Source organism: Pseudomonas sp. JV241A (genome assembly GCF_900275665.1).
In the GTDB taxonomy this organism is placed as follows: Bacteria; Pseudomonadota; Gammaproteobacteria; order Pseudomonadales; family Pseudomonadaceae; genus Aquipseudomonas; species Aquipseudomonas wadenswilerensis.
In genome coordinates this window covers 347480-370119 of the sequence record NZ_OPYO01000037.1, presented here as the reverse complement: position 1 = coordinate 370119, position 22640 = coordinate 347480, and the positions used below count along the sequence as shown (strand labels likewise).

Annotated in this window: 22 protein-coding genes; 10 read left to right on the top strand and 12 right to left on the bottom strand. The window is 62.3% G+C overall.

Features of this window, described 5'->3' with window-relative positions:
* Positions 1–34: 34 nt before the first annotated feature.
* Positions 35–253: a hypothetical protein gene (locus JV241A_RS26525; protein WP_026001293.1), complete on the top strand. Its 219-nt coding sequence runs from the start codon at positions 35–37 to the stop codon at positions 251–253.
* Here the strand turns inward: JV241A_RS26525 and JV241A_RS26520 are convergent.
* Positions 195–1142, bottom strand: a complete 948-nt coding sequence (locus JV241A_RS26520) for a LysR family transcriptional regulator (RefSeq protein WP_162471128.1) — start codon at positions 1140–1142, stop codon at positions 195–197. The two genes, JV241A_RS26525 and JV241A_RS26520, sit on opposite strands and share 59 nt — an antisense overlap.
* Before the next feature lie 203 nt (positions 1143–1345).
* On the opposite strand from JV241A_RS26520, the gene JV241A_RS26515 reads away from it, so the two are divergent.
* Together JV241A_RS26515 and oadA are read left to right on the top strand one after the other, a co-directional pair.
* Complete coding sequence (locus JV241A_RS26515; protein ID WP_010222792.1) at positions 1346–2761, top strand: acetyl-CoA carboxylase biotin carboxylase subunit; 1416 nt, start codon at positions 1346–1348, stop codon at positions 2759–2761.
* A 98-nt stretch (positions 2762–2859) separates the two neighbouring features.
* The gene (oadA, locus tag JV241A_RS26510) at positions 2860–4668 is read left to right on the top strand and encodes a sodium-extruding oxaloacetate decarboxylase subunit alpha (RefSeq protein WP_115084619.1); all 1809 of its coding nucleotides are present in this window, start codon (positions 2860–2862) and stop codon (positions 4666–4668) included.
* Between the two features lie 67 nt (positions 4669–4735).
* On the opposite strand, the gene JV241A_RS26505 is transcribed toward oadA, so the two are convergent.
* Genes JV241A_RS26505 through JV241A_RS26495 form a run of 3 tightly spaced genes read right to left on the bottom strand, consistent with a single transcriptional unit; the run spans position 4736 to position 6505 of the window.
* Positions 4736–5401 (bottom strand): GNAT family protein, encoded by a 666-nt coding sequence (locus JV241A_RS26505; protein WP_115084620.1) that lies wholly within the window; start codon positions 5399–5401, stop codon positions 4736–4738.
* A 15-nt stretch (positions 5402–5416) separates the two neighbouring features.
* Positions 5417–5863 (bottom strand): GNAT family N-acetyltransferase, encoded by a 447-nt coding sequence (locus tag JV241A_RS26500; protein WP_115084621.1) that lies wholly within the window; start codon positions 5861–5863, stop codon positions 5417–5419.
* Between the two features lie 12 nt (positions 5864–5875).
* Positions 5876–6505 carry an FMN-binding negative transcriptional regulator gene (locus tag JV241A_RS26495; RefSeq protein ID WP_115084622.1) on the bottom strand — a complete coding sequence of 210 codons (630 nt, stop codon included), beginning with the start codon at positions 6503–6505 and terminating at the stop codon, positions 5876–5878.
* Between the two features lie 90 nt (positions 6506–6595).
* Here JV241A_RS26495 and JV241A_RS26490 point away from each other — a divergent pair, with 90 nt between their 5' ends.
* Positions 6596–8125: a PLP-dependent aminotransferase family protein gene (locus JV241A_RS26490; RefSeq protein ID WP_134065238.1), complete on the top strand. Its 1530-nt coding sequence runs from the start codon at positions 6596–6598 to the stop codon at positions 8123–8125.
* Between the two features lie 3 nt (positions 8126–8128).
* Here the strand turns inward: JV241A_RS26490 and JV241A_RS26485 are convergent, their stop codons facing one another.
* The 6 genes from JV241A_RS26485 to aspA all read right to left on the bottom strand — a co-directional run bounded on the left by JV241A_RS26485 (position 8129) and on the right by aspA (position 15691).
* Positions 8129–9229, bottom strand: a complete 1101-nt coding sequence (locus JV241A_RS26485; protein ID WP_115084624.1) for a polyamine ABC transporter substrate-binding protein — start codon at positions 9227–9229, stop codon at positions 8129–8131.
* The gene (locus JV241A_RS26480; protein WP_134065236.1) at positions 9226–10272 is read right to left on the bottom strand and encodes a histone deacetylase family protein; all 1047 of its coding nucleotides are present in this window, start codon (positions 10270–10272) and stop codon (positions 9226–9228) included. The genes JV241A_RS26485 and JV241A_RS26480 overlap by 4 nt, the downstream gene beginning before the upstream one ends.
* A 141-nt stretch (positions 10273–10413) precedes the next feature.
* Positions 10414–11406 (bottom strand): AraC family transcriptional regulator, encoded by a 993-nt coding sequence (locus JV241A_RS26475; RefSeq protein ID WP_134065234.1) that lies wholly within the window; start codon positions 11404–11406, stop codon positions 10414–10416.
* 60 nt (positions 11407–11466) lie between these two features.
* The gene (locus JV241A_RS26470; protein WP_115084627.1) at positions 11467–12459 is read right to left on the bottom strand and encodes an asparaginase; all 993 of its coding nucleotides are present in this window, start codon (positions 12457–12459) and stop codon (positions 11467–11469) included.
* A 62-nt stretch (positions 12460–12521) separates the two neighbouring features.
* Positions 12522–13931: an alanine/glycine:cation symporter family protein gene (locus JV241A_RS26465; protein WP_115084628.1), complete on the bottom strand. Its 1410-nt coding sequence runs from the start codon at positions 13929–13931 to the stop codon at positions 12522–12524.
* 335 nt (positions 13932–14266) lie between these two features.
* Entirely contained in the window at positions 14267–15691 is a 1425-nt protein-coding gene (aspA, locus tag JV241A_RS26460) for an aspartate ammonia-lyase (RefSeq protein ID WP_045199650.1), read from the bottom strand.
* Between the two features lie 177 nt (positions 15692–15868).
* Here aspA and JV241A_RS26455 point away from each other — a divergent pair, with 177 nt between their 5' ends.
* The 5 genes from JV241A_RS26455 to JV241A_RS26435 all read left to right on the top strand — a co-directional run bounded on the left by JV241A_RS26455 (position 15869) and on the right by JV241A_RS26435 (position 19491).
* The gene (locus tag JV241A_RS26455; RefSeq protein WP_010222804.1) at positions 15869–16780 is read left to right on the top strand and encodes a LysR substrate-binding domain-containing protein; all 912 of its coding nucleotides are present in this window, start codon (positions 15869–15871) and stop codon (positions 16778–16780) included.
* 200 nt (positions 16781–16980) lie between these two features.
* Positions 16981–17472, top strand: a complete 492-nt coding sequence (gene purE / locus JV241A_RS26450; RefSeq protein ID WP_115084630.1) for a 5-(carboxyamino)imidazole ribonucleotide mutase — start codon at positions 16981–16983, stop codon at positions 17470–17472.
* 10 nt (positions 17473–17482) lie between these two features.
* Positions 17483–18565 carry a 5-(carboxyamino)imidazole ribonucleotide synthase gene (locus tag JV241A_RS26445; RefSeq protein ID WP_115084632.1) on the top strand — a complete coding sequence of 361 codons (1083 nt, stop codon included), beginning with the start codon at positions 17483–17485 and terminating at the stop codon, positions 18563–18565.
* 93 nt (positions 18566–18658) lie between these two features.
* Entirely contained in the window at positions 18659–18907 is a 249-nt protein-coding gene (locus tag JV241A_RS26440; protein WP_010222807.1) for a GlsB/YeaQ/YmgE family stress response membrane protein, read from the top strand.
* A gap of 50 nt (positions 18908–18957) precedes the next feature.
* On the top strand, positions 18958–19491 hold the full coding sequence (locus JV241A_RS26435; RefSeq protein WP_166675759.1) for a DUF3299 domain-containing protein: 534 nt from the start codon (positions 18958–18960) through the stop codon (positions 19489–19491).
* A gap of 33 nt (positions 19492–19524) precedes the next feature.
* On the opposite strand, the gene JV241A_RS26430 is transcribed toward JV241A_RS26435, so the two are convergent.
* On the bottom strand, positions 19525–20421 hold the full coding sequence (locus JV241A_RS26430; RefSeq protein ID WP_115084636.1) for a D-hexose-6-phosphate mutarotase: 897 nt from the start codon (positions 20419–20421) through the stop codon (positions 19525–19527).
* 72 nt (positions 20422–20493) lie between these two features.
* Positions 20494–20895, bottom strand: a complete 402-nt coding sequence (locus tag JV241A_RS26425; protein WP_009402429.1) for an acyl-CoA thioesterase — start codon at positions 20893–20895, stop codon at positions 20494–20496.
* A 371-nt stretch (positions 20896–21266) separates the two neighbouring features.
* On the opposite strand from JV241A_RS26425, the gene JV241A_RS26420 reads away from it, so the two are divergent.
* Positions 21267–22556: an MFS transporter gene (locus JV241A_RS26420; RefSeq protein WP_115084638.1), complete on the top strand. Its 1290-nt coding sequence runs from the start codon at positions 21267–21269 to the stop codon at positions 22554–22556.
* Positions 22557–22640 lie beyond the last annotated feature (84 nt).

Sequence of the window (22640 nt, the reverse complement as noted above, 5' to 3'; positions counted from 1 at the left end):
CTGAAGCTCCCGCACTCGAAAAGGGAGATATGCAATGGCTCGTGAATTCGATGGCTCGTACCAACCCAACGCCAAATCCCGCAAACAGCAGGAAAAAGACCAGCGCCGCATGGAGTTTCGCCGCGCGATCGAAAGCTACTCCGAGCAGCGCCGCCTGCTGCAGGAGATCACCGATTACGCCGACTTGCAGACCCTCAGCGTGTGGCAGGTATCGGCGGCAGAATCCCCGAGAAACGCTCAACAAGCCCGCTGATCTGTGCACGTTCGCTACGAATGAACGCTAAAAAGGCCAGGGCCACCGGCGACTGCCGCTTGGCCTTGGACTGCACCACGCACCAACTGCGGTACAGTGGCAGCTCTTCGACCGGCAGTTCGCGCAGCACGCCGGTCGCCAGTTCCAGGTTCAGGGCGTGACGGGTCAGCAGGGCGATACCCAGGCCTGCGATCACGCATTCGCGCTGGGCATCGGCCGAGGCCACCTCCAACGTCTGGGTGAAGTGCACGCGCTTTTCCTTGAAGTACTCTTCGCAAGCCTTGCGCGTGCCCGAGCCCTGTTCGCGCACTAATAACGTGTGCGGCTCAAGGTCCTGCAGGCGCAGGCTGTCGAGCTTGCACAGCGGGTGGTCGGGCGGTGCCACGGCAACGATCGGATTATTCAGGAACGGCAGGAACTCCAGGCCCATGTCCTGGGGCACCATGGACATGATGATCAGGTCATCACGGTTGTCCGAGAGGCGACGGATGGCCTGGGCCCGGTTGACTACCGTGAGGGTAAGATTGACCTCCGGGTGCAGGCGTTTGAAGGCGGCGAACAGGTGCGGAACGAAGTACTTGGCGCTGGATTCGACCGCCAGCTTCAGTTGCCCCTGCAGCGAGCCCTGCATGTCCGAGAGCTGCATGTCGAGGCTCTCCAGGCGCCCGAAGATGTCGCGGCTAGCGCGCTGCAGCGCTTCGGCGGCGTCGGTCAGGTAGAGCTTTTTGCCGACGTACTCGAACAGCGGCTGGCCAACCAGTTCTTCGAGTTGACGGATTTGTAGACTAACGGCGGGTTGCGTCAGGTTCATCTCCTCGGCCGCCCGGCTGTAGGAACGCAAATCACAGACCTCATTGAAGATCTGAAGTTGACGCAATGTCATACGCATCAATGACTTACGCATTTCTCTCAAGCCCCGGCAAAACCTTGTAACAGCACTATAAGCTTTTGCTTATGCACACCCTAATAAATATTGATTTTTGTTTATCCAGAGACAGCGCTAGGGTAAAGATGCGACTGGCCAGCGACGATTGGTCACGCGCCGACCGGCGTTGCCGGCTCGTTTGTTCTAGCGGCCTTGGGAATACTCCAGTGATAAAAAAGATCCTGATCGCCAACCGCGGTGAAATTGCTGTTCGAATCGTGCGTGCCTGCGCCGAGATGGGCATCCGTTCCGTGGCGATCTACTCCGACGCCGACCGCCATGCCTTGCACGTCAAACGTGCCGATGAGGCCCACAGCATTGGTGCCGAGCCCCTGGCCGGCTACCTGAACCCGCGCAAGCTGGTGAACCTGGCTGTGGAAACCGGTTGTGATGCGCTGCATCCCGGTTATGGTTTTCTGTCTGAGAACGCTGAACTTGCGGACATCTGCGCCGAACGTGGAATCAAATTCATTGGCCCTTCGGCGGAAGTCATTCGCCGCATGGGTGACAAGACCGAAGCCCGCCGCAGCATGATCAAGGCCGGCGTGCCGGTCACCCCGGGCACCGAGGGCAACGTCGCCGACATCCATGAAGCGCTGCTCGAAGGCGACCGCATCGGTTATCCGGTGATGCTCAAGGCCACTTCCGGTGGTGGCGGCCGTGGTATTCGTCGCTGCAACAGTCGTGAAGAGCTGGAACAGGCTTTCCCGCGGGTGATCTCCGAAGCGACCAAGGCCTTTGGTTCTGCGGAAGTGTTCCTGGAAAAATGCATCGTCAACCCGAAACACATCGAGGCGCAAATTCTCGGCGACAGCTTCGGCAACGTCGTGCACCTGTTCGAGCGCGACTGCTCGATCCAGCGGCGCAACCAGAAACTCATCGAAATCGCCCCGAGCCCGCAACTGACCCCCGAACAGCGCGCCTACATCGGCGACCTGTCGGTACGCGCGGCCAAGGCCGTGGGTTACGAGAACGCCGGCACCGTGGAGTTCCTGCTCGCCGATGGCGAGGTGTACTTCATGGAGATGAACACCCGGGTGCAGGTGGAACACACCATCACCGAAGAAATCACCGGCATCGATATCGTTCGCGAGCAGATCCGCATTGCCTCCGGCCTGCCGCTCTCGGTCAAGCAGGAAGACATTCAGCACCGCGGCTTCGCCCTGCAGTTCCGGATCAATGCCGAAGACCCGAAAAACAACTTCCTGCCCAGCTTCGGCAAGATCACCCGCTACTACGCGCCCGGCGGCCCCGGTGTGCGCACCGACACGGCGATCTATACCGGCTACACCATTCCACCGTTCTACGATTCGATGTGCCTGAAACTGGTGGTCTGGGCGCTGACCTGGGAAGAAGCCATGGACCGTGGCCTGCGTGCCCTGGACGACATGCGCGTACAAGGGGTGAAGACCACCGCCGCCTACTACCAGGAAATCCTGCGCAATCCGGAATTCCGCAGCGGTCAGTTCAATACCAGCTTCGTTGAAAGCCACCCGGAACTGACCAACTACTCGATCAAGCGCAAACCCGAAGAGCTGGCCCTGGCCATCGCTGCCGCCATCGCCGCCCACGCAGGCCTATGAATGCAGCTGCAAGCTGCAAGCGGCAAGCTGCAAGTAGAAGCGGATCGGCTTTTTCTTGCGGCTTGTAGCTTAAAACTTGCCGCTATGAGGAGATAAGAATGTCCAAGAAGATCTTTGTTACCGACACAATCCTGCGCGACGCCCACCAGTCCCTGCTGGCCACCCGCATGCGTACCGAAGACATGCTGCCGATCTGCGACAAGCTCGACAAGGTCGGCTACTGGTCGCTGGAAGTCTGGGGTGGCGCAACCTTCGACGCCTGCGTGCGCTTCCTCAAGGAAGACCCGTGGGAGCGCCTGCGCAAGCTGCGCGCGGCACTGCCCAACACCCGCCTGCAGATGCTCCTGCGCGGGCAGAACCTGCTCGGCTACCGCCACTACAGCGATGACGTGGTCAAAGCCTTCGTCGCCAAGGCGGCGGTCAACGGCATTGACGTGTTCCGCATCTTCGACGCCATGAATGACGTGCGCAACCTGCGCGTGGCCATCGAAGCGGTGAAGGCCGCTGGCAAGCATGCCCAAGGCACCATCGCCTACACCACCAGCCCCGTGCACACCATCGAAGCTTTCGTCGCCCAGGCCAAGCAGATGGAAGCGATGGGTTGCGACTCGGTGGCGATCAAGGATATGGCCGGCCTGTTGACCCCGTACGCCACCGGCGAGCTGGTCAAGGCGCTGAAGGCCGAGCAGTCGCTGCCGGTGTTCGTCCACTCCCACGACACCGCCGGCCTGGCTGCCATGTGCCAGCTCAAAGCTATCGAGAACGGCGCCGATCATATCGACACCGCCATCTCCAGCTTTGCCTGGGGCACTAGCCACCCGGGCACCGAGTCGATGGTCGCGGCCCTCAAGGGCAGCGAATTCGACACTGGCCTGAGCCTGGAACTGCTGCAGGAAATCGGCCTGTACTTCTATGCCGTGCGCAAGAAGTACCACCAGTTCGAAAGCGAGTTCACCGCTGTCGATACCCGCGTGCAAGTCAACCAGGTTCCGGGCGGGATGATTTCCAACCTGGCCAACCAGCTCAAGGAGCAGGGCGCGCTCAACCGCATGAACGAAGTGCTGGCGGAAATCCCGCGGGTCCGCGAAGACCTCGGCTTCCCGCCACTGGTGACCCCGACTTCGCAGATCGTCGGCACCCAGGCGTTCTTCAACGTGCTCGCCGGCGAGCGCTACAAGACCATCACCAACGAGGTGAAGCTGTACCTGCAAGGCGGCTACGGCAAGGCCCCGGGTGTGGTCGACGAAAACCTGCGGCGCCAGGCCATCGGCAGCGAAGAAGTCATCGACGTCCGTCCGGCTGACCTGCTCAAGCCAGAAATGACCAAGCTGCGCAACGACATTGGCGCCCTGGCCAAGTCGGAAGAAGACGTACTGACCTACGCCATGTTCCCGGACATCGGGCGCAAATTCCTCGAGGAGCGTGAGGCCGGCACCCTGACCCCTGAAGTGCTGCTGCCGATTCCGGAAGCAGGCGCTGTGGCTTCGGCTGGTGGCGAAGGCGTACCGACCGAGTTTGTCATCGACGTGCACGGCGAAACCTACCGGGTGGACATCACCGGTGTTGGCGTCAAGGCCGAAGGCAAGCGCCACTTCTACCTGTCCATCGACGGCATGCCGGAAGAAGTGGTGTTCGAGCCGCTCAACGAGTTCGTCGGCGGCGGCAGCAGCAAACGCAAACAGGCCAGCGCGCCGGGCCATGTCAGCACCACCATGCCGGGCAACATCGTCGATGTGCTGGTCAAGGAAGGCGACATGGTCAAGGCCGGCCAGCCAGTGCTGATCACCGAGGCAATGAAGATGGAGACCGAAGTGCAGGCCGCGATTGCCGGCAAGGTCACCGCCATTCATGTGGCCAAGGGCGACCGGGTCAACCCGGGCGAGATCCTGATCGAGATCGAGGGCTGATTTTCACGCCCTCATCTACAAGCGGTTAACCTCTGGGGGGCGTATGCTCCCCTTTTTTTGCCCGCTCCTAGCGGCACGCTTGCAGTGTTCGCACCTGCCCCTCGGGCCGCTGGTTATCCTCCGCCAACCAGCGCTCGAACCCCGCCGCAATCGCCGGCCATTCATCATCGGTAATCGAGAACCAGGCCGTGTCGCGGTTACGGTCCTTGATCACCATGTGCTTGCGAAACACCCCTTCGAAGGTGAAGCCAAAGCGTAGCGCGGCACGCTTGGAGCGGGCGTTGTCGTTGTTGCACTTCCATTCCAGGCGGCGGTTGCCCAGCGCGAACGCCAGCTTGCCGAGCAGGTAGACGGCCTCGCTGCCCTTGGGCGTGCGTTGCATGGCGGCGCCGAAGGCGATATGACCAATCTCGATGCGGCCCTGGTCAGGAACGATCGACATCAGGCTGAGGATGCCCTGGGTCTGGCCGTTGGCAAGGTCGATGACGCTATAGAACAGCGGATCGCTGCTGGCGGCGTTGGTGTCGAGCCAGTGATCGAAATCCTCGCGTTCGCTGAACGGACCGTAGGCCAGGTAATCCCACAGTTTGTTATCGGCCCGGGGGCCCTGGAACACTTCCCAGAGGTCTTCGGTGTCGCGTTTGGGGTCGAGTTTCTCCAGGCGCACGAAGCGCCCGGTCAGTGTTGCAGGTTGTGGGCGCTTGGCCGGATGCCAGTTCAATGGGCTGCTCATGGTGGCTCCTCTGGCTTACAGCGGTTTGCGGAACTGGATGAAGCCGGGCCGCTCGGCAACCTGTTCGTACAGGCTGATGGCCGTGGCATTGGTTTCGTGGGTCAGCCAGTGCACCTTGGCGCAACCTGCCGCCTTTGCCGTAGCGTAGACGTGTTCGATCAGTTGGCGGCCGACACCCAGGCCCCGTTGTTCGCTGTGCACGTACAGGTCTTGCAGGTAGCAGGAATTCTCGATGCTCCAGTTGGAGCGGTGATAGATCCAGTGAACCATGCCCAGCGCCTTGCCGTCGACCCAGGCCAACGCGGCGTTGGTGGGTTCGTTTGGGTCGAGCATACGCTCCCAGGCCACGGCGCTGACCTCGTCGGCGATCCGGGTTTCGTAGAAGCGTTGATAAGCCTGCCACAGCGGCAGCCAGGCAGTGTGATCATCGGCAGTGACGGGACGGATGGTTACGCCAGGCATAGGTATGTTCCTTCAAGGTTGGCCCATCAGGGCGGCCAGTTGGTTGTCCAGGGGGTCGGTGCTGTTGGCCAGGCCGTTGCGCACGCCTTCGATATCGATGGCCGAACGGTTCTGGCTGAGTTTGCGTGTGCCTTGCAGGCGTTCGATGGGCAGGGCGAAGCCGACGATCGCCTTGAGCATGCCGGCCATGTAGTCGGCCGGCGCCTCATCCACTGACCAGGGTTTGGACTGGCGCTGTTCATGGTGATCGCTCAGGCGCTGGACGATAGCCAGCAGGTGCTCGGCGTCGTGATACACCTCGGCCTTGCCCCAGGCGTGCACCGTCACGTAGTTCCAGGTCGGCACCGTACGCGGGTCGTCGACTTTGCTGGGATAGTAGCCGGCGCTGACGTAAGCATCAGGCCCGGCAAACACCACCAGCGCCTCGGCGCCGTTGGCCAGCTCCTGCCATTGCTTGTTGGCGCGGGCGAAGTGGCCGTACAGGGTGCCGTTGCTGCCCTGGCTGCGATCCAGCAGCAAGGGCAGGTGGCTGGCCTGCAAACCTTGGGCGCCGTGGGTGACCAGCACGGCGAGGCGCGTTTGTTCGATCTGCTGATGCAGGCGGTCGAGATCGGTTTCCTTGTGGCTCGAAGGTGTGAACATATGGATTGTCCTTGGCGAATGGCTCAATCCTAGGCAGGCTATTGGCCTATGGTAAGAGCCATTTCCAGCTAATTTCATAGGTCCATTGTCATGAGCGAGCGTCCCTTCACCTTGCCGTTCGACCCAACGGGCATCGTTCTTGATCGCCGCCAGGGACTCAGCCGCCAGCTTTATCAGGCCCTGCGCATGCGGGTGCTGGACGGCCGCCTGAGCAGTGGTACGCGCCTGCCGGCCAGCCGCGACATGGCGGCGGCGCTGGCGCTGTCACGCAACAGTGTGGTGCGCGCCTATGACCAGTTGTACGCCGAAGGCTTTATCGAAAGCCGGGTCGGCGATGGCACCTATGTCAGTCAGCTGCCAAAATTATCCACAAAAGTATCCACAGGGTTATCCCTGGGTTTTTCCACAGGGTTATCCACAAAAACCGCTGAAAGCACTGAGGGTTTATCCAGTAAAGTTATCCACAGTGGTCCTTTGAGCCGCCTGGAAAATAACCATTTGCCGGAACCTAAAAGCGGTCCGCCGCGGGCTTTTCGCGTCGGGTTGCCGGCGTTCGACCTGTTCCCGTTCGACGTCTGGGCCAAGCTGCAGGCGGGTTTCTGGCGAAATCCCGGAGCTGCTGCGCTTGGGTATGGTGATCCTGCAGGCGAGCCGCAACTTCGAGAGCTGATCGCCACCTATTTGCGCCGATCTCGTGGGCTTTCCTGCACGGGTGAACAAATTGTGATCACCAGTGGCGCGCAGCAGGCAATCAGCCTTTGTGCACAGCTGCTACTGGAGCCTGGTGAGGTAGTGGCTGTGGAAAACCCCGGTTACCGTGCCGCCGGCAATGCCTTCGCGCTGACCGGGGCAAAGGTGCAGGGTGTAGGGGTGGATCACGAAGGTCTGGACTGCACAGCGCTCAATGCCGTGGAACATTGCCGCCTCAGTTACGTGACGCCGTCCCACCAGTACCCGACCGGGGTCACCATGAGCCTGGCCCGACGCCTGGAACTGCTGGCCTGGGCCGAGCGCAGGGACGGCTGGATCATCGAGGACGACTACGACGGCGAGTACCGCTACAGCGGTGACCCACTGGCGCCGCTCGCGGCATTGGATCGTACCGGGCGGGTGTTGTACGTCGGGACCTTCGGCAAGATTGCCTTCCCGGCGCTGCGCCTGGGCTACCTGGTATTGCCCAGGCAACTGGTGCAGGCGTTTTCCCGCTGCCGGGCGCTGGCGGTGCGGCATTCGGAGGTGGGCACCCAGGCGGTAATGGCGCAGTTCATGGCCCAGGGGCATTTTCAGCGGCATATCCGGCGCATGCGCCGAGCTGCGTTGAACCGGCGCAACGCATTGAAGGCCGGCTGGGCGGTTGATGTTCCCGGTCTTGGGCCGATGCCCGAAGTTTCAGCGGGGCTGCATGTGAAAGTCGATGTCGAGAGTTTCGCCCGCGAGCAGGAACTCATTGCCCGTGCAGAAACGGTGGGCGTCGAGCTCAACGCCCTGAGCGATTACTGGCTGCCGGACTCGCTCACCCCTGTGGATAAGCGTGCTGGCCTGGTATTGGGCTTCGCCGCAGTGGACGAAGCCGCTATTGCCGACGCCCTGGCCCGCTTGCGCCGGGCCTGGTGTGAGTGACGATCAGGTCCCGGCCTTGATCTTGGTCCAGGCGCGGGTGCGCGCCCGCTCGGCATCCCGCGGCAGCGGTTGCAGGGTGTAGAGCTTGGCCATGGCCTCTTCTGTCGGGTAAAGGTTGGGGTTGTTACGGATGGCCGGGGCAACCAACTCGGTGGCGTCCTTGTTCGGGTTCGGGTAACCGACAAAGTCGCTGATGGGCGCGATCACCTTCGGTTGCAGCAGGTAGTTGATGAAGGTGTAGGCATCTTGCGCATTGGCCGCTCCTTTGGGGATCGCCAGCATGTCGAACCAGATCGGCGCGCCTTCCTTGGGCAGGCGCATATCGACCACCACGCCGTTCTTCGCTTCAGTGGCGCGGTTGGCCGCCTGGGAGAAGCTGCCGGAGTAGCCCACGGCCACGCAGATGTCGCCATTGGCTATGTCGGCCATGTACTTCGAGGAGTGAAAGTAGGTGACGTGCGGGCGGATTTTCAGCAGCAGTTCTTCAGCCTTTTTGTAGTCCGCCGGCTTCGTGCTATTCGGTGGCAGGCCCAGGTACTGCAAGGCCAGCGGCAGGATCTCCGACGGCGAGTCGAGCAAGGCCACGCCGCACTGCTTGAGCTTGGCGATGTTCTCTTCTTTGAAGATCAGGTCCCAGCTGTCGACCGGAGCATTGTCGCCCAGCGCCGCCTTGACCTTGGCCGGGTTGAAGCCGATCAGCACGGTGCCGTACATATACGGCACGGCGAACTTGTTGCCGGGGTCGTTGGCCTCGATCAGCTTCATCAGTTTCGGGTCCAGGTGCTGCCAGTTCGGCAGCTTGCTGCGGTCCAGCGGCTGGAACACCCCGGCTTCGATCTGCTTGGCCAGGAACACGTTGGACGGCACCACCACGTCGTAGCCGGAGTTGCCGGTCAGCAGCTTGGCTTCCAGGGCTTCGTTGGTGTCGAAGATGTCGTAGATGAGTTTGACCTGGCTGTCTTTCTGGAAGTCCACCAGGGTTTGCGGGGTGATGTAGTCGAACCAGTTGTAGACCCGCAGAGTGCGTTGTTCGGCAGCTTCCAGGCTACCGGCGAGCAGGGTGCTGCAGAGCAGGGGGGCGAGCAGGCGCTTGAGTCGGGTCATGCTTGAGCTTCCTGTTGGGCGCGTTCGAAACCTTCGAGTACGTTCACCGCGTTGATACCGATTTCCTCGACGGCATAACCACCTTCCATGACGAACAGCGTCGGCTTGCCGAGGCGGGCGATGCGTTCGCCCATCTTCAGGTAGTCGGGACTGTCGAGCTTGAACTGGGAAATCGGGTCGTCCTTGAAGGTGTCGACGCCCAGGGAAATCACCAGCACGTCCGGGCCATAGGCGGCGATGCGTTCACAGGCCTCATCCAGGGCCTTGCTCCAGGTCGGCCAGTCGCTGCCGGCAGGCAGCGGATAGTTGACGTTGCAGCCCAGGCCTTCACCTTCGCCTTGCTCGTCGGCATAGCCGAGGAAAAATGGAAACTCGGCCTGCGGATCACCGTGAATCGAAGCGAAGAACACGTCACGGCGCTGGTAGAAGATTTCCTGGGTACCGTTGCCGTGATGGTAGTCGACATCGAGGATTGCCACCTTGCGCCGGCCCTGGTCGAGGAACGCCTGGGCGGCAATGGCGGCGTTGTTCAGGTAGCAGTAGCCACCCATGACGTCACTGGCGGCGTGATGTCCCGGTGGTCGGCAGAGGGCGAAGGCGCTGTGGGCGCCGGCCTGGATCGCAGCCTGGGCGGTCAGGGCCACTTGCGCGGCGCTGTAGGCCGCTTGCCAGGTGCCAGCGGTAATTGGCGCGCCGGCATCGAAGCTGTAGTAACCGAGTTCGCCATGCAGGCCGGTGGGTTTGACGCTGCGCAGGGTGCGCGCCGGCCAGGTGAAGGGCAGCAGGTCGCCTTCGTGGCCCAGTTGGGTCCAGCGCTGCCAGGCACCTTCGAAGAAGTTCAGGTAATCGGCACTGTGCACGCGCAGCAAGGGCGCGCGGCCAAAATCGGCAGGGCCCTTGATTGCGCCCAGCTCGCGGGTTTTTACCCGCTCCAGAACATGGTCGGCGCGCGAGGGCATCTCGAAGCAGGGCATCAGTTGCCCGTCGATCAGCTCGCAGCGGCCGTGGTGCAGGCGGTGGTCATCGGAATAGATCGTCAGCATTTTGTTGTTCTCCGGGTCACTGGCGTCGCTCCATTGTTGGTGGCGCGGGTCCGGGGCAGAACGACGGAAACGGCCAAAAGGGGATCAATATGGCCAACCTGGTTGTCCGGATTTCGCCCCCTGGCGGTGCAACCGTTGTATTCAGGCGCGGAAGTGACTCGGTGCAACCCCGCTCCAGCGTATGAAGGCGTGGCGAAAGCTGGCGGTTTCGCTGAAGCCCAGCAGTTCGGCGATGCGGTAGATGGGCAGCTGATCTTCGGCCAACAGCTGCTTGGCTCGCTCGAAACGCAGTTCATCGAGCAGCTGTTGATAACTGCTGCCCAGCTCCTGCAGGTGCCGGCGCAAGGTGCGTGACGAGCAGTTCATCTGTCGCGCCAGGCCTTCCAGGCCGGGAGCTGCATCGAGTTGGTCGAGCAGCAGCTGGCGGATCCGCCCGAGCCAGGCCTGGCGGCCGGTGAATTCCAGGTTAAGCCGCCGGCAGCGCTCGCTCATGGCCCGGTGGGTGATCAGGTCGGCCAGCGGCAGAGGTTGGTCCAGCCATGTGCGGGCGAAGGCGAAGGCATTGTCCGCGGCGTCGAAGCGCAACGGGCAGGCGAAGCTGTCGCCATACAGCGCATGGTAATCCGGGGTCGGGTGGGCGAAGCGTGCAGCCAGCAGTGGCAGCGGCTGGCCAAGCAGGTCGTCGCAGATGACTTTCAGCGAGGTCAGGCAGAACTCGGCATTGAAGGCTGCCAGCTGTGGTTCTTCGCGATAATCGCTGGCGCTGAACCAGACCCGCTCGCCATCGTCGATCAAGCGCAGCTGGAAAAGTGTTCCCAGTAGCGCCGGGTATTGCATCGCCAGACGCAAAGCGTCACCTAAGGTGGCACTGGAGAGCAGGGCGTAACCGAGCATGCCGTAGCAGGAAACATGCATGCGCCGGCCTAACTCCAGCCCCACTTCGCGGCGCCGGGCCACGGCATTGGCACACACCAGCATCTCCTGGCGGGTGGTGATGCGCGAGTCGGCGCGGCCCAGGTCTGCCGGGCTGATGCCGCTGCCGGCAAGCAAGGCTTCATCGCCAGGGCCCTGGCCTTGAAAGGCTTGTAGAACCAACGACACGGCGTTCAGGGTGGTGAGGTGTGAATGGAGCATGCTCGGCTTCTTTCGACAGGTTGGCCGAACAAGTCGAGCAATTTGTATGCCTTCAGCCGCTTATAGCAATTCACCGCAAAGATCCTGTTCGACCAGGCGGCGTACCTCGGTAACCGGCAAGCCACAGCCCAGCAGCAACTGCAACTTGCCGAACAATGCCTCACGGGTCATGCCGGCCCCCGACAGCACGCCGACCTGACGCAAGCGGCTGCCGGCCTCGTAGACATCCAGTTCGACCCCGCCTTCATGGCACTGGGTGATGGCGACTACGACGATGCCACGTGCCCGAGCCTCAGCCAGGGCCGCGAGAAAGTCGGGGTTGTCGGATGGGCCGGTGCCACTGCCGAAGCACTCCAGGATCAGGCCCTGTGCACCGCTGGCGAGCGCGGCCTGCAACAGCGGCGCGCCAAACCCCGGCACCAGGGGCAGCACCGCGACATTGGCGAGCTGTTTTGGCTGGCGATAGTCGAGCGCTGCCGGCAAGGGCTGCGGCGTGGCAGAACCTGCAAAGCGCTTCAGGGTGACGAATGGATGACGGCCAAAACTGCGTACCTTGGCCGTACGGTGCGGGGCCAGCAGTTCACCGTGAAAGTACAGTTGCACACCCGGCGGGACGCCGGCAGCCAGGGCTTGTAGTGCCCCGGTGAGGTTTTCCCAGGCATCGCTGTCGGCCACGCCGGCTGGCAGCATGGAGCCGGTGAACAGCACCGCGGCCTGCAGGCCAAGCAACTGGAAGCTCAACGCCGCGGCGCTGTAAGCCAGGGTGTCGGTGCCATGCAGCACCAGCACGGCATCGCAACCTTGCCCGTCGACCGCCTCGATAATCGCTGCGCGTAGGCGCTGCCAGTACTGCGGGGTCATGTTGGCGCTGTCGATCAGTGGCAGCAGTTCTCGGAACTGCCAGGCGGGCAGGTCGGCCTGCCCGGCCAGATGCTCGCGCATCCTTTGCTCGAAGTCCGAGGCCGGGGCCAGGCCATTGGCGCTGTTTTGCATGCCGATGGTGCCGCCGGTGTACAGCACCATGATGTTGCGGGCCGGTTGCGCAGTTGCCATCGCCTGTCTCCGTGGTCAGCTTGAGGAAGACCGACCACAGTACGCCATCACCGCGCAGGCTGTCAGCGCTTGGAGTCTTCGACCTTGGCTGGCCAGGCTTTGGTGTCGAGGTCGAGGTCGGCGAACTTGGCCGAATCGAACACCGGCGTTTTCACCCCGGCAGCGCGCTGGTCGTCGTAGTCGCGCAGCACGCGCATGGCCACCTTGAACAACAGGGCCAGGGCGATCAGGTTGACGAAGGCCAGGCAGGTCATGGTGATGTCGGCAAACGCGAACACCGTGCCCAGGTTCTGCACCGCGCCCCAGAAGATCAGCAGCAACACCAGTGCGCGGTAGCCGATCAGGGCCTTGCGGTTGTCACCGACCAGAAAGCGCAGGTTGCTCTCGCCCAGGTAGTAGTTGTAGAGGATCGAGGTGAACACGAACAGCGCCAGGGCGACACTGATGAAGATCCGCCCCCAGTCACCGACTACGGCAGCCAGCGAGTTCTGGGTCAGGGCGATGCCGTCGCCTTCGAAGCCCGGGGTATAGAAGCCCGAGAGCAGGATCAGCAAGGCGGTGCAGGTGCAGATGATGAAGGTGTCGAGGAACACCGAGAACGCCTGGACTACGCCCTGGGCAATCGGGTGGTCGACCTGGGCCACGGCGGCGACGTTGGGTGCGCTGCCAAGGCCGGCTTCGTTGGCGAACACGCCGCGTTTGACGCCCATGATGATGGCGCTGCCGACCAGGCCACCGAAGGCCTGATCCAGGCCGAAGGCGCTCTTGACGATGGTCATCAGCATGTCCGGTACCTGGTCGAACTGCAGCACGATCACGTACAGGGTCACGGCGATGTAGGCCAGGGTCTTGACCGGTACCAGCAGGTCGGCGACGGCGGCGATGCGCTTGATGCCGCCGATGAACACCAGGCCCAGCAGCACGGCCAGGGCAATGCCGGTATAGGTGGTGTCGAACTGGAAGGCGTTGTTCAGCGAGTGGGTCACGGCGTGGGCTTGCAGGCCGTTGAAGGCGAAGCCGAAGGTGATCAGCAGCAGGAACGCCATGACCATGCCCAGCCAGCGTTTGCCCAGGCCATGTTCGATGTAATACGACGGGCCGCCGCGGTACTGGCCTTCGCTGTCGCAACGCTTGTACAGCTGGCCGAGGGTGCATTCGATGAAGCTGCTGGACATACCCACCAGCGCCGTCACCCACATCCAGAACACCGCGCCGGGGCCGCCGAGGGTCACGGCGATGCCGACACCGGCAATATTGCCCGCACCGACGCGGCCGGCGAGGCTGAGCATCAGCGCCTGGAACGAGCTGAGCTGTTCGCTGCTGCTGCGCAGGCTGTCGCGAAATACCGAAAACATGTGGGTGAAGTAACGCAACTGAACGAAACGCGAGCGGATCGTGAAGTAACTGCCCAGACCGACAATGAGCACGATCAGTACCTTGCCCGAGAGGAAGTCGTTAATGACTTCAAGCATGGAGTGTTCCTCGCTTTTAATGGCTTTTACTGCGTGTAGCGCCGGGGTGCTGGCACGCAAGAGGGCGGGCACTATACCGATGCGAGCGCCGCGCGTCTGCCTTGGCGTGGCGGATATGCCCTGTGCTTGCCATTGTGGGAGCTGGCGTTGCCAGCGATGCGGGCGCCGCGCAGTAGCTGAAACCGTGCGGGTTTTATCGCCGGCAAGGCCGGCTCCCACAGGGATAGAAGGTGCGGCAGGAGGGCATAAAAAAAGGGCCCGGGGAGTGATCCCTGGGCCCTCAAAAGGTGAGAGGTGTCTAGTCCCTCGACCTGGTGAGCGTGTTACAGCATCGGTTACGCCTTGAGCGGCACCAGACGCGGAGCAATCATGTTTTCCGGACGCAGGATGTCGTTGAGCATCTCTTCGTCCAGCAGGCCTTCCTCACGTACCAGTTCCAGCACACCACGGCCGCTTTCCAGGGCGATGGCAGCGATACGGGTCGCGTTTTCGTAGCCGATGTACGGGTTCAGGGCAGTGACCAGGCCGATCGAATGTTCGACCAGTTCGCGGCAGCGCTGTTCGTTGGCGGTGATACCGACGATGCAGTGCTCGCGCAGCATGTCCATGGCGCGTTGCAGCAGGCGGATCGAGTCGAAGATCTTGTAGGCGATCAGCGGCTCCATGACGTTCAGCTGCAACTGGCCACCTTCGGCCGCGACGGTCAGGGCCAGGTCGTTGCCCATGATGGCGAAGGCCACCTGGTTGACCGCTTCCGGGATTACCGGGTTGACCTTGCCTGGCATGATCGAGCTGCCTGGCTGACGCGCCGGCAGGTTGATTTCGTTGATGCCGGTGCGTGGGCCGCTGGACAGCAGACGCAGGTCGTTGCAGATCTTCGACAGCTTGACCGCGGTACGCTTGAGCATGCCCGAGAACAGGACGAAGGCGCCCATGTCCGAGGTGGCTTCGATCAGGTCGGCAGCCGGTACCAGCGGCTGGCCGCTGATGGTGGCCAGGCGCTGTACGGCCAGGAGCTGATAGCCTGGGTCGGCGTTGATGCCGGTACCGATGGCGGTACCACCCAGGTTGATTTCGGTCAGCAGCTCTGGCGCCAGGGAACGCAGACGGTTGAGGTCTTCGGTCATGGTGGTGGCGAAGGCGCGGAATTCCTGGCCCAGGGTCATCGGCACGGCGTCCTGCAGCTGGGTACGGCCCATCTTCAGTACGTGGTCGAATTCCTGACCTTTGGCAGCGAAGGCCTGGATCAGGCTGTCGAGGCTGGCCAGCAGGGCGTCGTGACCCAGCAGCAGACCCAGACGGATCGCGGTCGGGTAGGCGTCGTTGGTCGACTGCGCCATGTTCACGTCGTTGTTCGGGTGCAGGTACTTGTACTCGCCTTTCTGGTGGCCCATGGCCTCCAGCGCGATGTTGGCGATCACTTCGTTGGCGTTCATGTTGGTAGAAGTACCAGCACCGCCTTGAATCATGTCGACCACGAACTGCTCGTGGTAGTCGCCGCGGATCAGGCGGGCGCAAGCCTCGCTGATGGCAGCGTGCTTGGCATCGCTCAGGTGACCCAGCTCACGGTTGGCGTCGGCAGCAGCCTGCTTGACCATGGCCAGGGCCACAACCAGTTTAGGGTAGTGCGACAGCGGAACGCCGGAGAGGTGGAAGTTGTTGGCAGCACGCAGAGTCTGGATACCGTAGTAGGCATCAGCAGGGACTTCGAGGGTGCCAAGCAGATCTTTTTCGACACGGAACGATGCAGCAGCGGACATGATAGATATCATCTCGAGTTTGGCCCGGCACATGCCGGAATGGCGCCAATCCTAGGCTTGCGCCGATTTTGCGGCCAATGCTGTTGCGCGCTAACCTATGCACAAACGGCATACAGGTTGGTGTGACGCCAACTGCCGATCGAGCGTGTTCAATTTTGGTGCATGCCTGGAGAGCCCATGAACCTTGAGAGCAAATGGCTGGAAGACTTCAGCGCCCTGGCCGCGACCCGCAGTTTTTCCCAGGCCGCCGAGCGCCGTTTCGTCACCCAGCCGGCCTTCAGTCGGCGGATTCGCAGCCTGGAAGCGGCGCTGGGGCTGACCCTGGTCAACCGCTCACGCACGCCTATCGAGCTGACGGCGGCGGGGCAGTTGTTTCTGGTGACGGCGCGTACGGTGGTTGATCAGTTGGGCGAGGTGCTGCGCCATCTGCATCACCTGGAAGGCGGGCAGGGCGAGGTGATCCAGGTGTCGGCGGCGCACTCGCTGGCGCTGGGGTTCTTTCCACGCTGGATTGCGCAACTGCGTAACGACGGCCTGAACATTGCCACGCGCCTGGTGGCGACCAACGTCGGCGACGCCGTGCATGCCCTGCGCGAAGGCGGCTGCGACCTGATGCTGGCCTTCTACGACCCGGATGCAGCCTTGCAGATGGATGCGGAAATTTTCCCGTCGCTGCACCTGGGCCACACCGAGATGTTGCCGGTGTGCGCCGCCGATGCCGAGGGCAAGCCGCTGTTCGACCTGGAAGGCGAGGGCAGTGTGCCGTTGCTGGCCTACAGCGCTGGGGCGTTCCTCGGCCGTTCGGTCAATCTGCTGCTGCGCCAGCGCAACCTGCGTTTTACCACTGTCTATGAAACGGCGATGGCCGACAGCCTCAAGAGCATGGCCCTTGAAGGCCTGGGCATCGCCTGGGTACCACGGCTGTCGGCGCGGGCCGAGCTTGAGCGCGGTGAGCTGGTGATTTGCGGCGGCAGCCAGTGGCACGTACCACTGGAAATCCGCCTGTATCGCTGCGCCCTGGTGCGCAAGGCCAACGTGCGCCTGCTGTGGCGCAAGCTGGAGGGCGGTTCGCCAGCCGCCGGGGCTTGACCCGAAAGTCAGCCAAAGCCCCGAAAAATAAGGCCGACAGTTGGTCGTCAGGGTGCATCCAAGACGTTCCTTTGCGGTATACTGCGCGGCCTTTGGTCGGTATGCCCGGCCCTAATTCGTATAACAAGCCACGCTGGTCGTCCCGCGTGGCTTGTTGTTTTTTGACGCGCCTGCGGGCGCCCAAGAGAAGAGGCTCGACGATGAGTGCACTGGTTGGCGTGATCATGGGCTCCAAGTCCGATTGGTCCACCCTTAGCCACACCGCCGATATGCTGGAAAAACTCGGCATTCCCTACGAGGTCAAGGTGGTGTCTGCCCACCGGACCCCGGACCTGCTGTTCCAGTATGCCGAAGAGGCCGAAGGCCGTGGCATCGAGGTGATCATCGCCGGCGCCGGTGGCGCTGCCCACCTGCCAGGCATGTGCGCGGCCAAGACCCACCTGCCGGTGCTGGGCGTGCCGGTACAGTCGTCGATGCTTTCCGGTGTCGACTCGCTGCTGTCGATCGTGCAGATGCCAGCCGGTATTCCGGTAGCCACCCTGGCCATCGGCAAGGCCGGTGCGATCAACGCCGCGCTGCTCTCGGCGAGCATCCTCGGCGCCAAGCACCCGCAGTTCCACACTGTGCTCAAACAGTTCCGCACTGAACAGACAGACAACGTTCTGGACCATCCAGATCCGCGCCAGGCCTGAGGTCAAAAACATGAAAATCGGTGTAATCGGTGGCGGCCAGCTGGGCCGCATGTTGGCCCTGGCAGGTACCCCGCTGGGCATGAACTTCGCTTTCCTCGACCCGGCTCCGGACGCCTGCGCGGCGCCTCTGGGCGAGCACCTGCGCGCCGATTACGGTGACCAGGATCACCTGCGGCAGCTGGCTGACGAAGTTGACCTGGTGACCTTCGAGTTCGAAAGCGTCCCGGCTGAAACCGTGGCCTTCCTGTCGCAGTTCGTGCCGGTCTACCCGAGTGCCGAGTCGCTGCGCATCGCCCGCGATCGCTGGTTCGAAAAGAGCATGTTCAAGGACCTGGGCATTCCCACTCCGGCCTTCGCCGATATTCAGTCGCAAGCCGACCTGGATGCCGCCGTTGCCAGCATCGGCCTGCCTGCCGTGCTCAAGACCCGCACCCTGGGTTATGACGGCAAAGGTCAGAAAGTGCTGCGAACTGCCGAGGATGTTGTAGGCACCTTCGCCGAACTGGGCAGCGTCCCGTGCCTGCTCGAAGGTTTCGTGCCGTTCACCGGCGAAGTGTCGCTGATCGCCGTGCGCGCCCGTGATGGCGAAACCCGTTTCTACCCGTTGGTGCACAACACCCACGAGAGCGGCATCCTGCGCCTGTCGGTGGCCAGCGAAGACCACTTGCTCCAGAGCCTGGCCGAAGACTACGCCGGCCGCGTGCTCAAGCAACTTGACTATGTCGGCGTGCTGGCCTTCGAATTCTTCGAAGTCGATGGCGGCCTCAAGGCCAACGAGATCGCCCCGCGGGTGCACAACTCCGGGCACTGGACCATCGAAGGCGCCGAGTGCAGCCAGTTCGAAAACCACCTGCGCGCCGTTGCCGGCCTGCCGCTGGGTTCGACTGCCAAGGTCGGCGAAAGCGCCATGCTCAACTTCATCGGTGAAGTGCCGGCGGTCGACAAGGTGATTGCCATCGACGAATGCCACCTGCACCACTACGGCAAGGCCTTCAAGGTCGGGCGCAAGGTCGGCCATGCCACCCTGCGTTGCGACGACATGGCGACCCTGGAGCAAAAAATCCAGCAAGTCGAAGCCCTGATCAAGGGCTGAAGGGAACCTTCCCGCTGCTCTATCCCTCTGATGGCAGGATGCCAAAGCGCTGACTAGGCTTTGGCATGCGCCATTCAACTCAGAGGGATTGCCATGGGTATCATCGGAACCATCTTCATCGGCCTGATCGTCGGTCTGCTGGCACGCTTTCTAAAGCCGGGCGACGACAGCATGGGCTGGATCATGACCATTCTGCTGGGTATTGCCGGTTCGCTTGCCGCGACCTACGGCGGCCAGGCGCTGGGCATCTATCAGGCCGGAGAGGGTGCGGGTTTCCTCGGCGCGCTGGTGGGCGCGATTGTCCTGTTGGTGATCTACGGCCTGGTCGTCAAAAAGAGCTGACGGCAGGCTAGAATGCTCGGCACCGAACTCCTTCGTTGCCGAGCTTTTTCATGCACCGTGTATTACTTCTCTCCCTATTGCTGCTGAGCGGCCTGGCCCGGGCTGAAATGCCGGAAACCGACTGGCTGGAACTGATGCCCAAGTCGGACCAGAAAGCCCTCGAGCAGATGCCCGAAATCGACCACAACTCCCCGGAAGCCATGGGCACCTTCACCGACAAGGGTGGCCTTAAGCAGAGCAAGGGCCTGCCGGCGGTGATGTATTCGACCAAGACCGTGCCGGCCATGAACGGCAAGCACATCCGGCTGGGCGGTTATCCGGTGCCGCTGGAAACCGACGCCAAGGGCAACAGCACACTGTTCTTCCTGGTGCCTTACCCGGGCGCCTGCATCCACGTGCCGCCACCGCCACCGAACCAATTGGTGCTGGTGCGCTACCCCAAGGGCCTGAAGCTCGACGATATCTACACGCCGCTATGGGTCAACGGCACCTTGAAGGTGGAAACGGTCAGCAATGACCTGGCCGATGCCGCTTATGCAATGGATGCGGCCAAGGTGCGAGTGGTTGAAGACGCAGATTTGTGAATGATCGCGGGGCATGCGCCCCGCGATAGCGATCTAGAGCGCCTGGCTGCCGATCGTCAGGCTCAGCGAATGGGTCGCCCCTGGCGCCAGTGTCACCAGGTCATCCACCACGTTGGCGGTCTCGATGCAGAGCATGCGCTGCCAGCCATCCTCGGCCATGTCCGGCAACTCGGCGGCACGCTCGGTCCAGGGGTTCCAGATCACTGCCGTACGCGAACCCTTGGCCGTTATCACCACGCGGCGGTTCCAGGCCGGGTCGACGATGCTCAGTTGCTCGGGCGCCTGCAGATAAATGCGGTCGGTTTCACCGGCAAAGCCCAGCGCGCCTTGCTGCTGGCGCTGCTCCCAGTTGGCCAGGGTTTCGATGTAGCTCAGGCCATCGACACCTTCGACCTGCACCTGCCGCACATCGCTGACGGCGAAGTAGCTGTGCAGCGCCTGGCTCAGGGTGACCGGAACGTTGTCGAGGTTGTAGCTGGAGAGGGTGATACTCAGCTGTTCGCCCATGACGATGGTCAGCTTGAGCTCGACAATGTGGGGCCAGCCGGGGAGATCGCCCTGACTGGCGGGCAGGGTGAACTCGGCGCGCACGCTGTCGCCGCTGCTGTCGATGCCCAGCAACTGCCAGTCACGGCCGCGCACCAGGCCATGGGCCGGGCCGTCTTCACCGTGATACATGGCCTGCACGGCTTCGGGGTTGCGCTTGAAAATGCCGAACCAGGGCCAGCACACCGGAACCCCGGCGCGCACGGATTTACCCTGCCTGAAGATGGCTTGTTCGCTGAGCCACAGCAAAGGCGGCTCGCCGAGGCGCTGATAGCTCAGCACCTGCGCGCCCTGCTGGGCGACCAGCAATTCAGCCGTGTCGCTGGTGATGCGCCAGCAATTGAGCTCGCCGTGCTTTTCGGATTCGACCTTGGGTGTGGACATGCGCTTTATCTCGTTGGTTTGCCGTACGGCCTTGGACCGCTTGCATGCCTTCGAGTTTACCGCGCAGCGGTCTCAGCGACGAGGAGGAACCGAACGGGTGCGACCGCTGCCGTCGATGGCGACGAACACGAATACGGCTTCGGTAACCTTGCGCCATTCGCTGGACAGCGGATCGTCACTCCACACCTCGACCATCATCTGGATCGAGCTGCGGCCGATTTCCAGGGTCTGGGTATAAAAGGACAACTGCGCGCCGACAGCCACCGGCACCAGGAATGCCATGCGATCGATGGCTACGGTAGCCACTCTGCCACCCGCAACGCGGCTGGCCATGGCGGTACCGGCCAGGTCCATCTGAGCGACCAGCCAGCCGCCGAAGATATCGCCAAAACCGTTGGTTTCACGGGGCAATGCAGTGATCTGCAAGGCCAGGTCGCCTTGCGGGATAGGATCTTCTTGTTCGAGTTCAATCATGCCGGGGGTGCCTCTGACCCATGACGCTTCGTTGGTTGGCGCTATGACAGACGCCTCGAAAAACGATTCAGCACAACTATTCTACGCTGCTTTCGCTTTGCCAGGCGGCGAAGGGAAACTCTGCGAAACCGACTAAGCATACCTAGCGGCGTTTTCGCACAACATCCTTCAGAAGACCCAACCTTTTCCTACAAGCGGCCAGTATATAGAGCCGAAAGCGCAGCGACGACCATGCAGTCATGAATACTTGTATTGAATTTGTACTGCTATGTGCTTTTTCCGCCAATTTGCTATCTTTCGATGCTTCCCAGGCCGAAACCCGCGTGCCAGGCGGCCTGCACCCCAATAAGAAATGCCAACAAGAGAGACCTATGACCTCCGTGCCCGGCAGTATCGCGCAGCCTTCGAGGCCGCTGACCCGCAGTGACTACAAGACCCTGTCGCTTTCCGCCCTGGGCGGTGCGCTGGAGTTCTACGATTTCATCATCTTCGTGTTCTTCGCCACGGTGGTCGGCAAGCTGTTCTTTCCCGCCGAAATGCCTGAATGGCTGCGTTTGATGCAAACGTTTGGCATCTTCGCCGCCGGCTACCTGGCACGGCCTCTGGGTGGCATCGTCATGGCCCACTTCGGCGACCTGCTGGGGCGCAAGAAGATGTTCACCCTGAGCATCTTCATGATGGCCGTGCCGACGCTGATCATGGGCCTGCTGCCGACCTACGCGCAGATCGGCCTGTGGGCGCCGATCCTGTTGCTGGTGATGCGTGTGATCCAGGGCGCGGCGATTGGTGGTGAAGTGCCGGGCGCCTGGGTGTTCGTCTCCGAGCACGTGCCGGCGCGCAATACCGGTTACGCCTGCGGTACGCTGACGGCGGGCCTGACCGCCGGGATCCTGCTCGGTTCGCTGGTGGCAACGCTGATCAACACTGTTTATAGCCAGCAGGAAGTCGCCGATTACGCCTGGCGTATCCCGTTCCTGCTCGGCGGGGTGTTCGGCCTGTTCGCGGTGTACCTGCGCCGCTGGTTGCATGAAACCCCGGTGTTTGCCGAGATGCAGGCGCGCAAGGCGCTGGCCGAAGAGGTGCCGTTGCGCGCGGTGTTGCGTGACCACCGTGGTGCCATTGTCCTGTCGATGCTGCTGACCTGGCTGCTGTCGGCTGGCATCGTCGTGGTGATTTTGATGACCCCGGCGCTGCTGCAGAGTCTTTACCAGGTCAGCCCGACCGACTCGCTGAAGGCCAATAGCCTGGCCATCGTCCTGCTCAGCCTCGGCTGCATCGGCACCGGTGCATTGGCCGACCGCTTTGGCGCCGGCCGGGTATTCATCGTCGGTAGCCTGGCGCTGCTGGTCACGTCCTGGACCTTCTATCACACCTTGCCTACCCACCCGGAGTGGCTGTTCCCGCTGTATGCCCTGACCGGACTGTGTGTCGGCATTGTCGGCGCCGTGCCTTACGTCATGGTCAAAGCCTTCCCGCCTGTCGTACGTTTCAGCGGACTGTCGTTTTCCTACAACCTGGCCTACGCGATTTTTGGCGGGATGACGCCGATGGTAGTGACCGCGTTGCTCAAGTTCAGCCCGATGGCACCGGCCTACTATGTTGCTGGCATCTGTGCCATTGGTCTGCTCGTGGGTATTTATCTGACGGCGAAGAAGCGCTGAAACCGCTCTAACACAACCCTCGCAACATTTTGAAAAGGCCATCACCGCTAGCCGGTGATGGCCTTTCATCTAATTGTCACATTC

What these genes read in the sequence shown, in the direction of transcription:
- aspA (WP_045199650.1), bottom strand. Translation starts at nt 15,691, where the DNA reads ATGTCCGCTGCTGCATCGTTCCGTGTCGAAAAAGATCTGCTTGGCACC.
- JV241A_RS26430 (WP_115084636.1), bottom strand. Translation starts at nt 20,421, where the DNA reads ATGTCCACACCCAAGGTCGAATCCGAAAAGCACGGCGAGCTCAATTGC.
- JV241A_RS26475 (WP_134065234.1), bottom strand. Translation starts at nt 11,406, where the DNA reads ATGCTCCATTCACACCTCACCACCCTGAACGCCGTGTCGTTGGTTCTA.
- JV241A_RS26490 (WP_134065238.1), top strand. Translation starts at nt 6,596, where the DNA reads ATGAGCGAGCGTCCCTTCACCTTGCCGTTCGACCCAACGGGCATCGTT.
- JV241A_RS26520 (WP_162471128.1), bottom strand. Translation starts at nt 1,142, where the DNA reads ATGCGTATGACATTGCGTCAACTTCAGATCTTCAATGAGGTCTGTGAT.
- JV241A_RS26500 (WP_115084621.1), bottom strand. Translation starts at nt 5,863, where the DNA reads ATGCCTGGCGTAACCATCCGTCCCGTCACTGCCGATGATCACACTGCC.
- JV241A_RS26470 (WP_115084627.1), bottom strand. Translation starts at nt 12,459, where the DNA reads ATGGCAACTGCGCAACCGGCCCGCAACATCATGGTGCTGTACACCGGC.
- purE (WP_115084630.1), top strand. Translation starts at nt 16,981, where the DNA reads ATGAGTGCACTGGTTGGCGTGATCATGGGCTCCAAGTCCGATTGGTCC.
- JV241A_RS26505 (WP_115084620.1), bottom strand. Translation starts at nt 5,401, where the DNA reads ATGAGCAGCCCATTGAACTGGCATCCGGCCAAGCGCCCACAACCTGCA.
- JV241A_RS26495 (WP_115084622.1), bottom strand. Translation starts at nt 6,505, where the DNA reads ATGTTCACACCTTCGAGCCACAAGGAAACCGATCTCGACCGCCTGCAT.
- JV241A_RS26420 (WP_115084638.1), top strand. Translation starts at nt 21,267, where the DNA reads ATGACCTCCGTGCCCGGCAGTATCGCGCAGCCTTCGAGGCCGCTGACC.
- JV241A_RS26480 (WP_134065236.1), bottom strand. Translation starts at nt 10,272, where the DNA reads ATGCTGACGATCTATTCCGATGACCACCGCCTGCACCACGGCCGCTGC.
- JV241A_RS26425 (WP_009402429.1), bottom strand. Translation starts at nt 20,895, where the DNA reads ATGATTGAACTCGAACAAGAAGATCCTATCCCGCAAGGCGACCTGGCC.
- JV241A_RS26525 (WP_026001293.1), top strand. Translation starts at nt 35, where the DNA reads ATGGCTCGTGAATTCGATGGCTCGTACCAACCCAACGCCAAATCCCGC.
- JV241A_RS26435 (WP_166675759.1), top strand. Translation starts at nt 18,958, where the DNA reads ATGCACCGTGTATTACTTCTCTCCCTATTGCTGCTGAGCGGCCTGGCC.
- oadA (WP_115084619.1), top strand. Translation starts at nt 2,860, where the DNA reads ATGTCCAAGAAGATCTTTGTTACCGACACAATCCTGCGCGACGCCCAC.
- JV241A_RS26440 (WP_010222807.1), top strand. Translation starts at nt 18,659, where the DNA reads ATGGGTATCATCGGAACCATCTTCATCGGCCTGATCGTCGGTCTGCTG.
- JV241A_RS26485 (WP_115084624.1), bottom strand. Translation starts at nt 9,229, where the DNA reads ATGACCCGACTCAAGCGCCTGCTCGCCCCCCTGCTCTGCAGCACCCTG.
- JV241A_RS26455 (WP_010222804.1), top strand. Translation starts at nt 15,869, where the DNA reads ATGAACCTTGAGAGCAAATGGCTGGAAGACTTCAGCGCCCTGGCCGCG.
- JV241A_RS26465 (WP_115084628.1), bottom strand. Translation starts at nt 13,931, where the DNA reads ATGCTTGAAGTCATTAACGACTTCCTCTCGGGCAAGGTACTGATCGTG.
- JV241A_RS26445 (WP_115084632.1), top strand. Translation starts at nt 17,483, where the DNA reads ATGAAAATCGGTGTAATCGGTGGCGGCCAGCTGGGCCGCATGTTGGCC.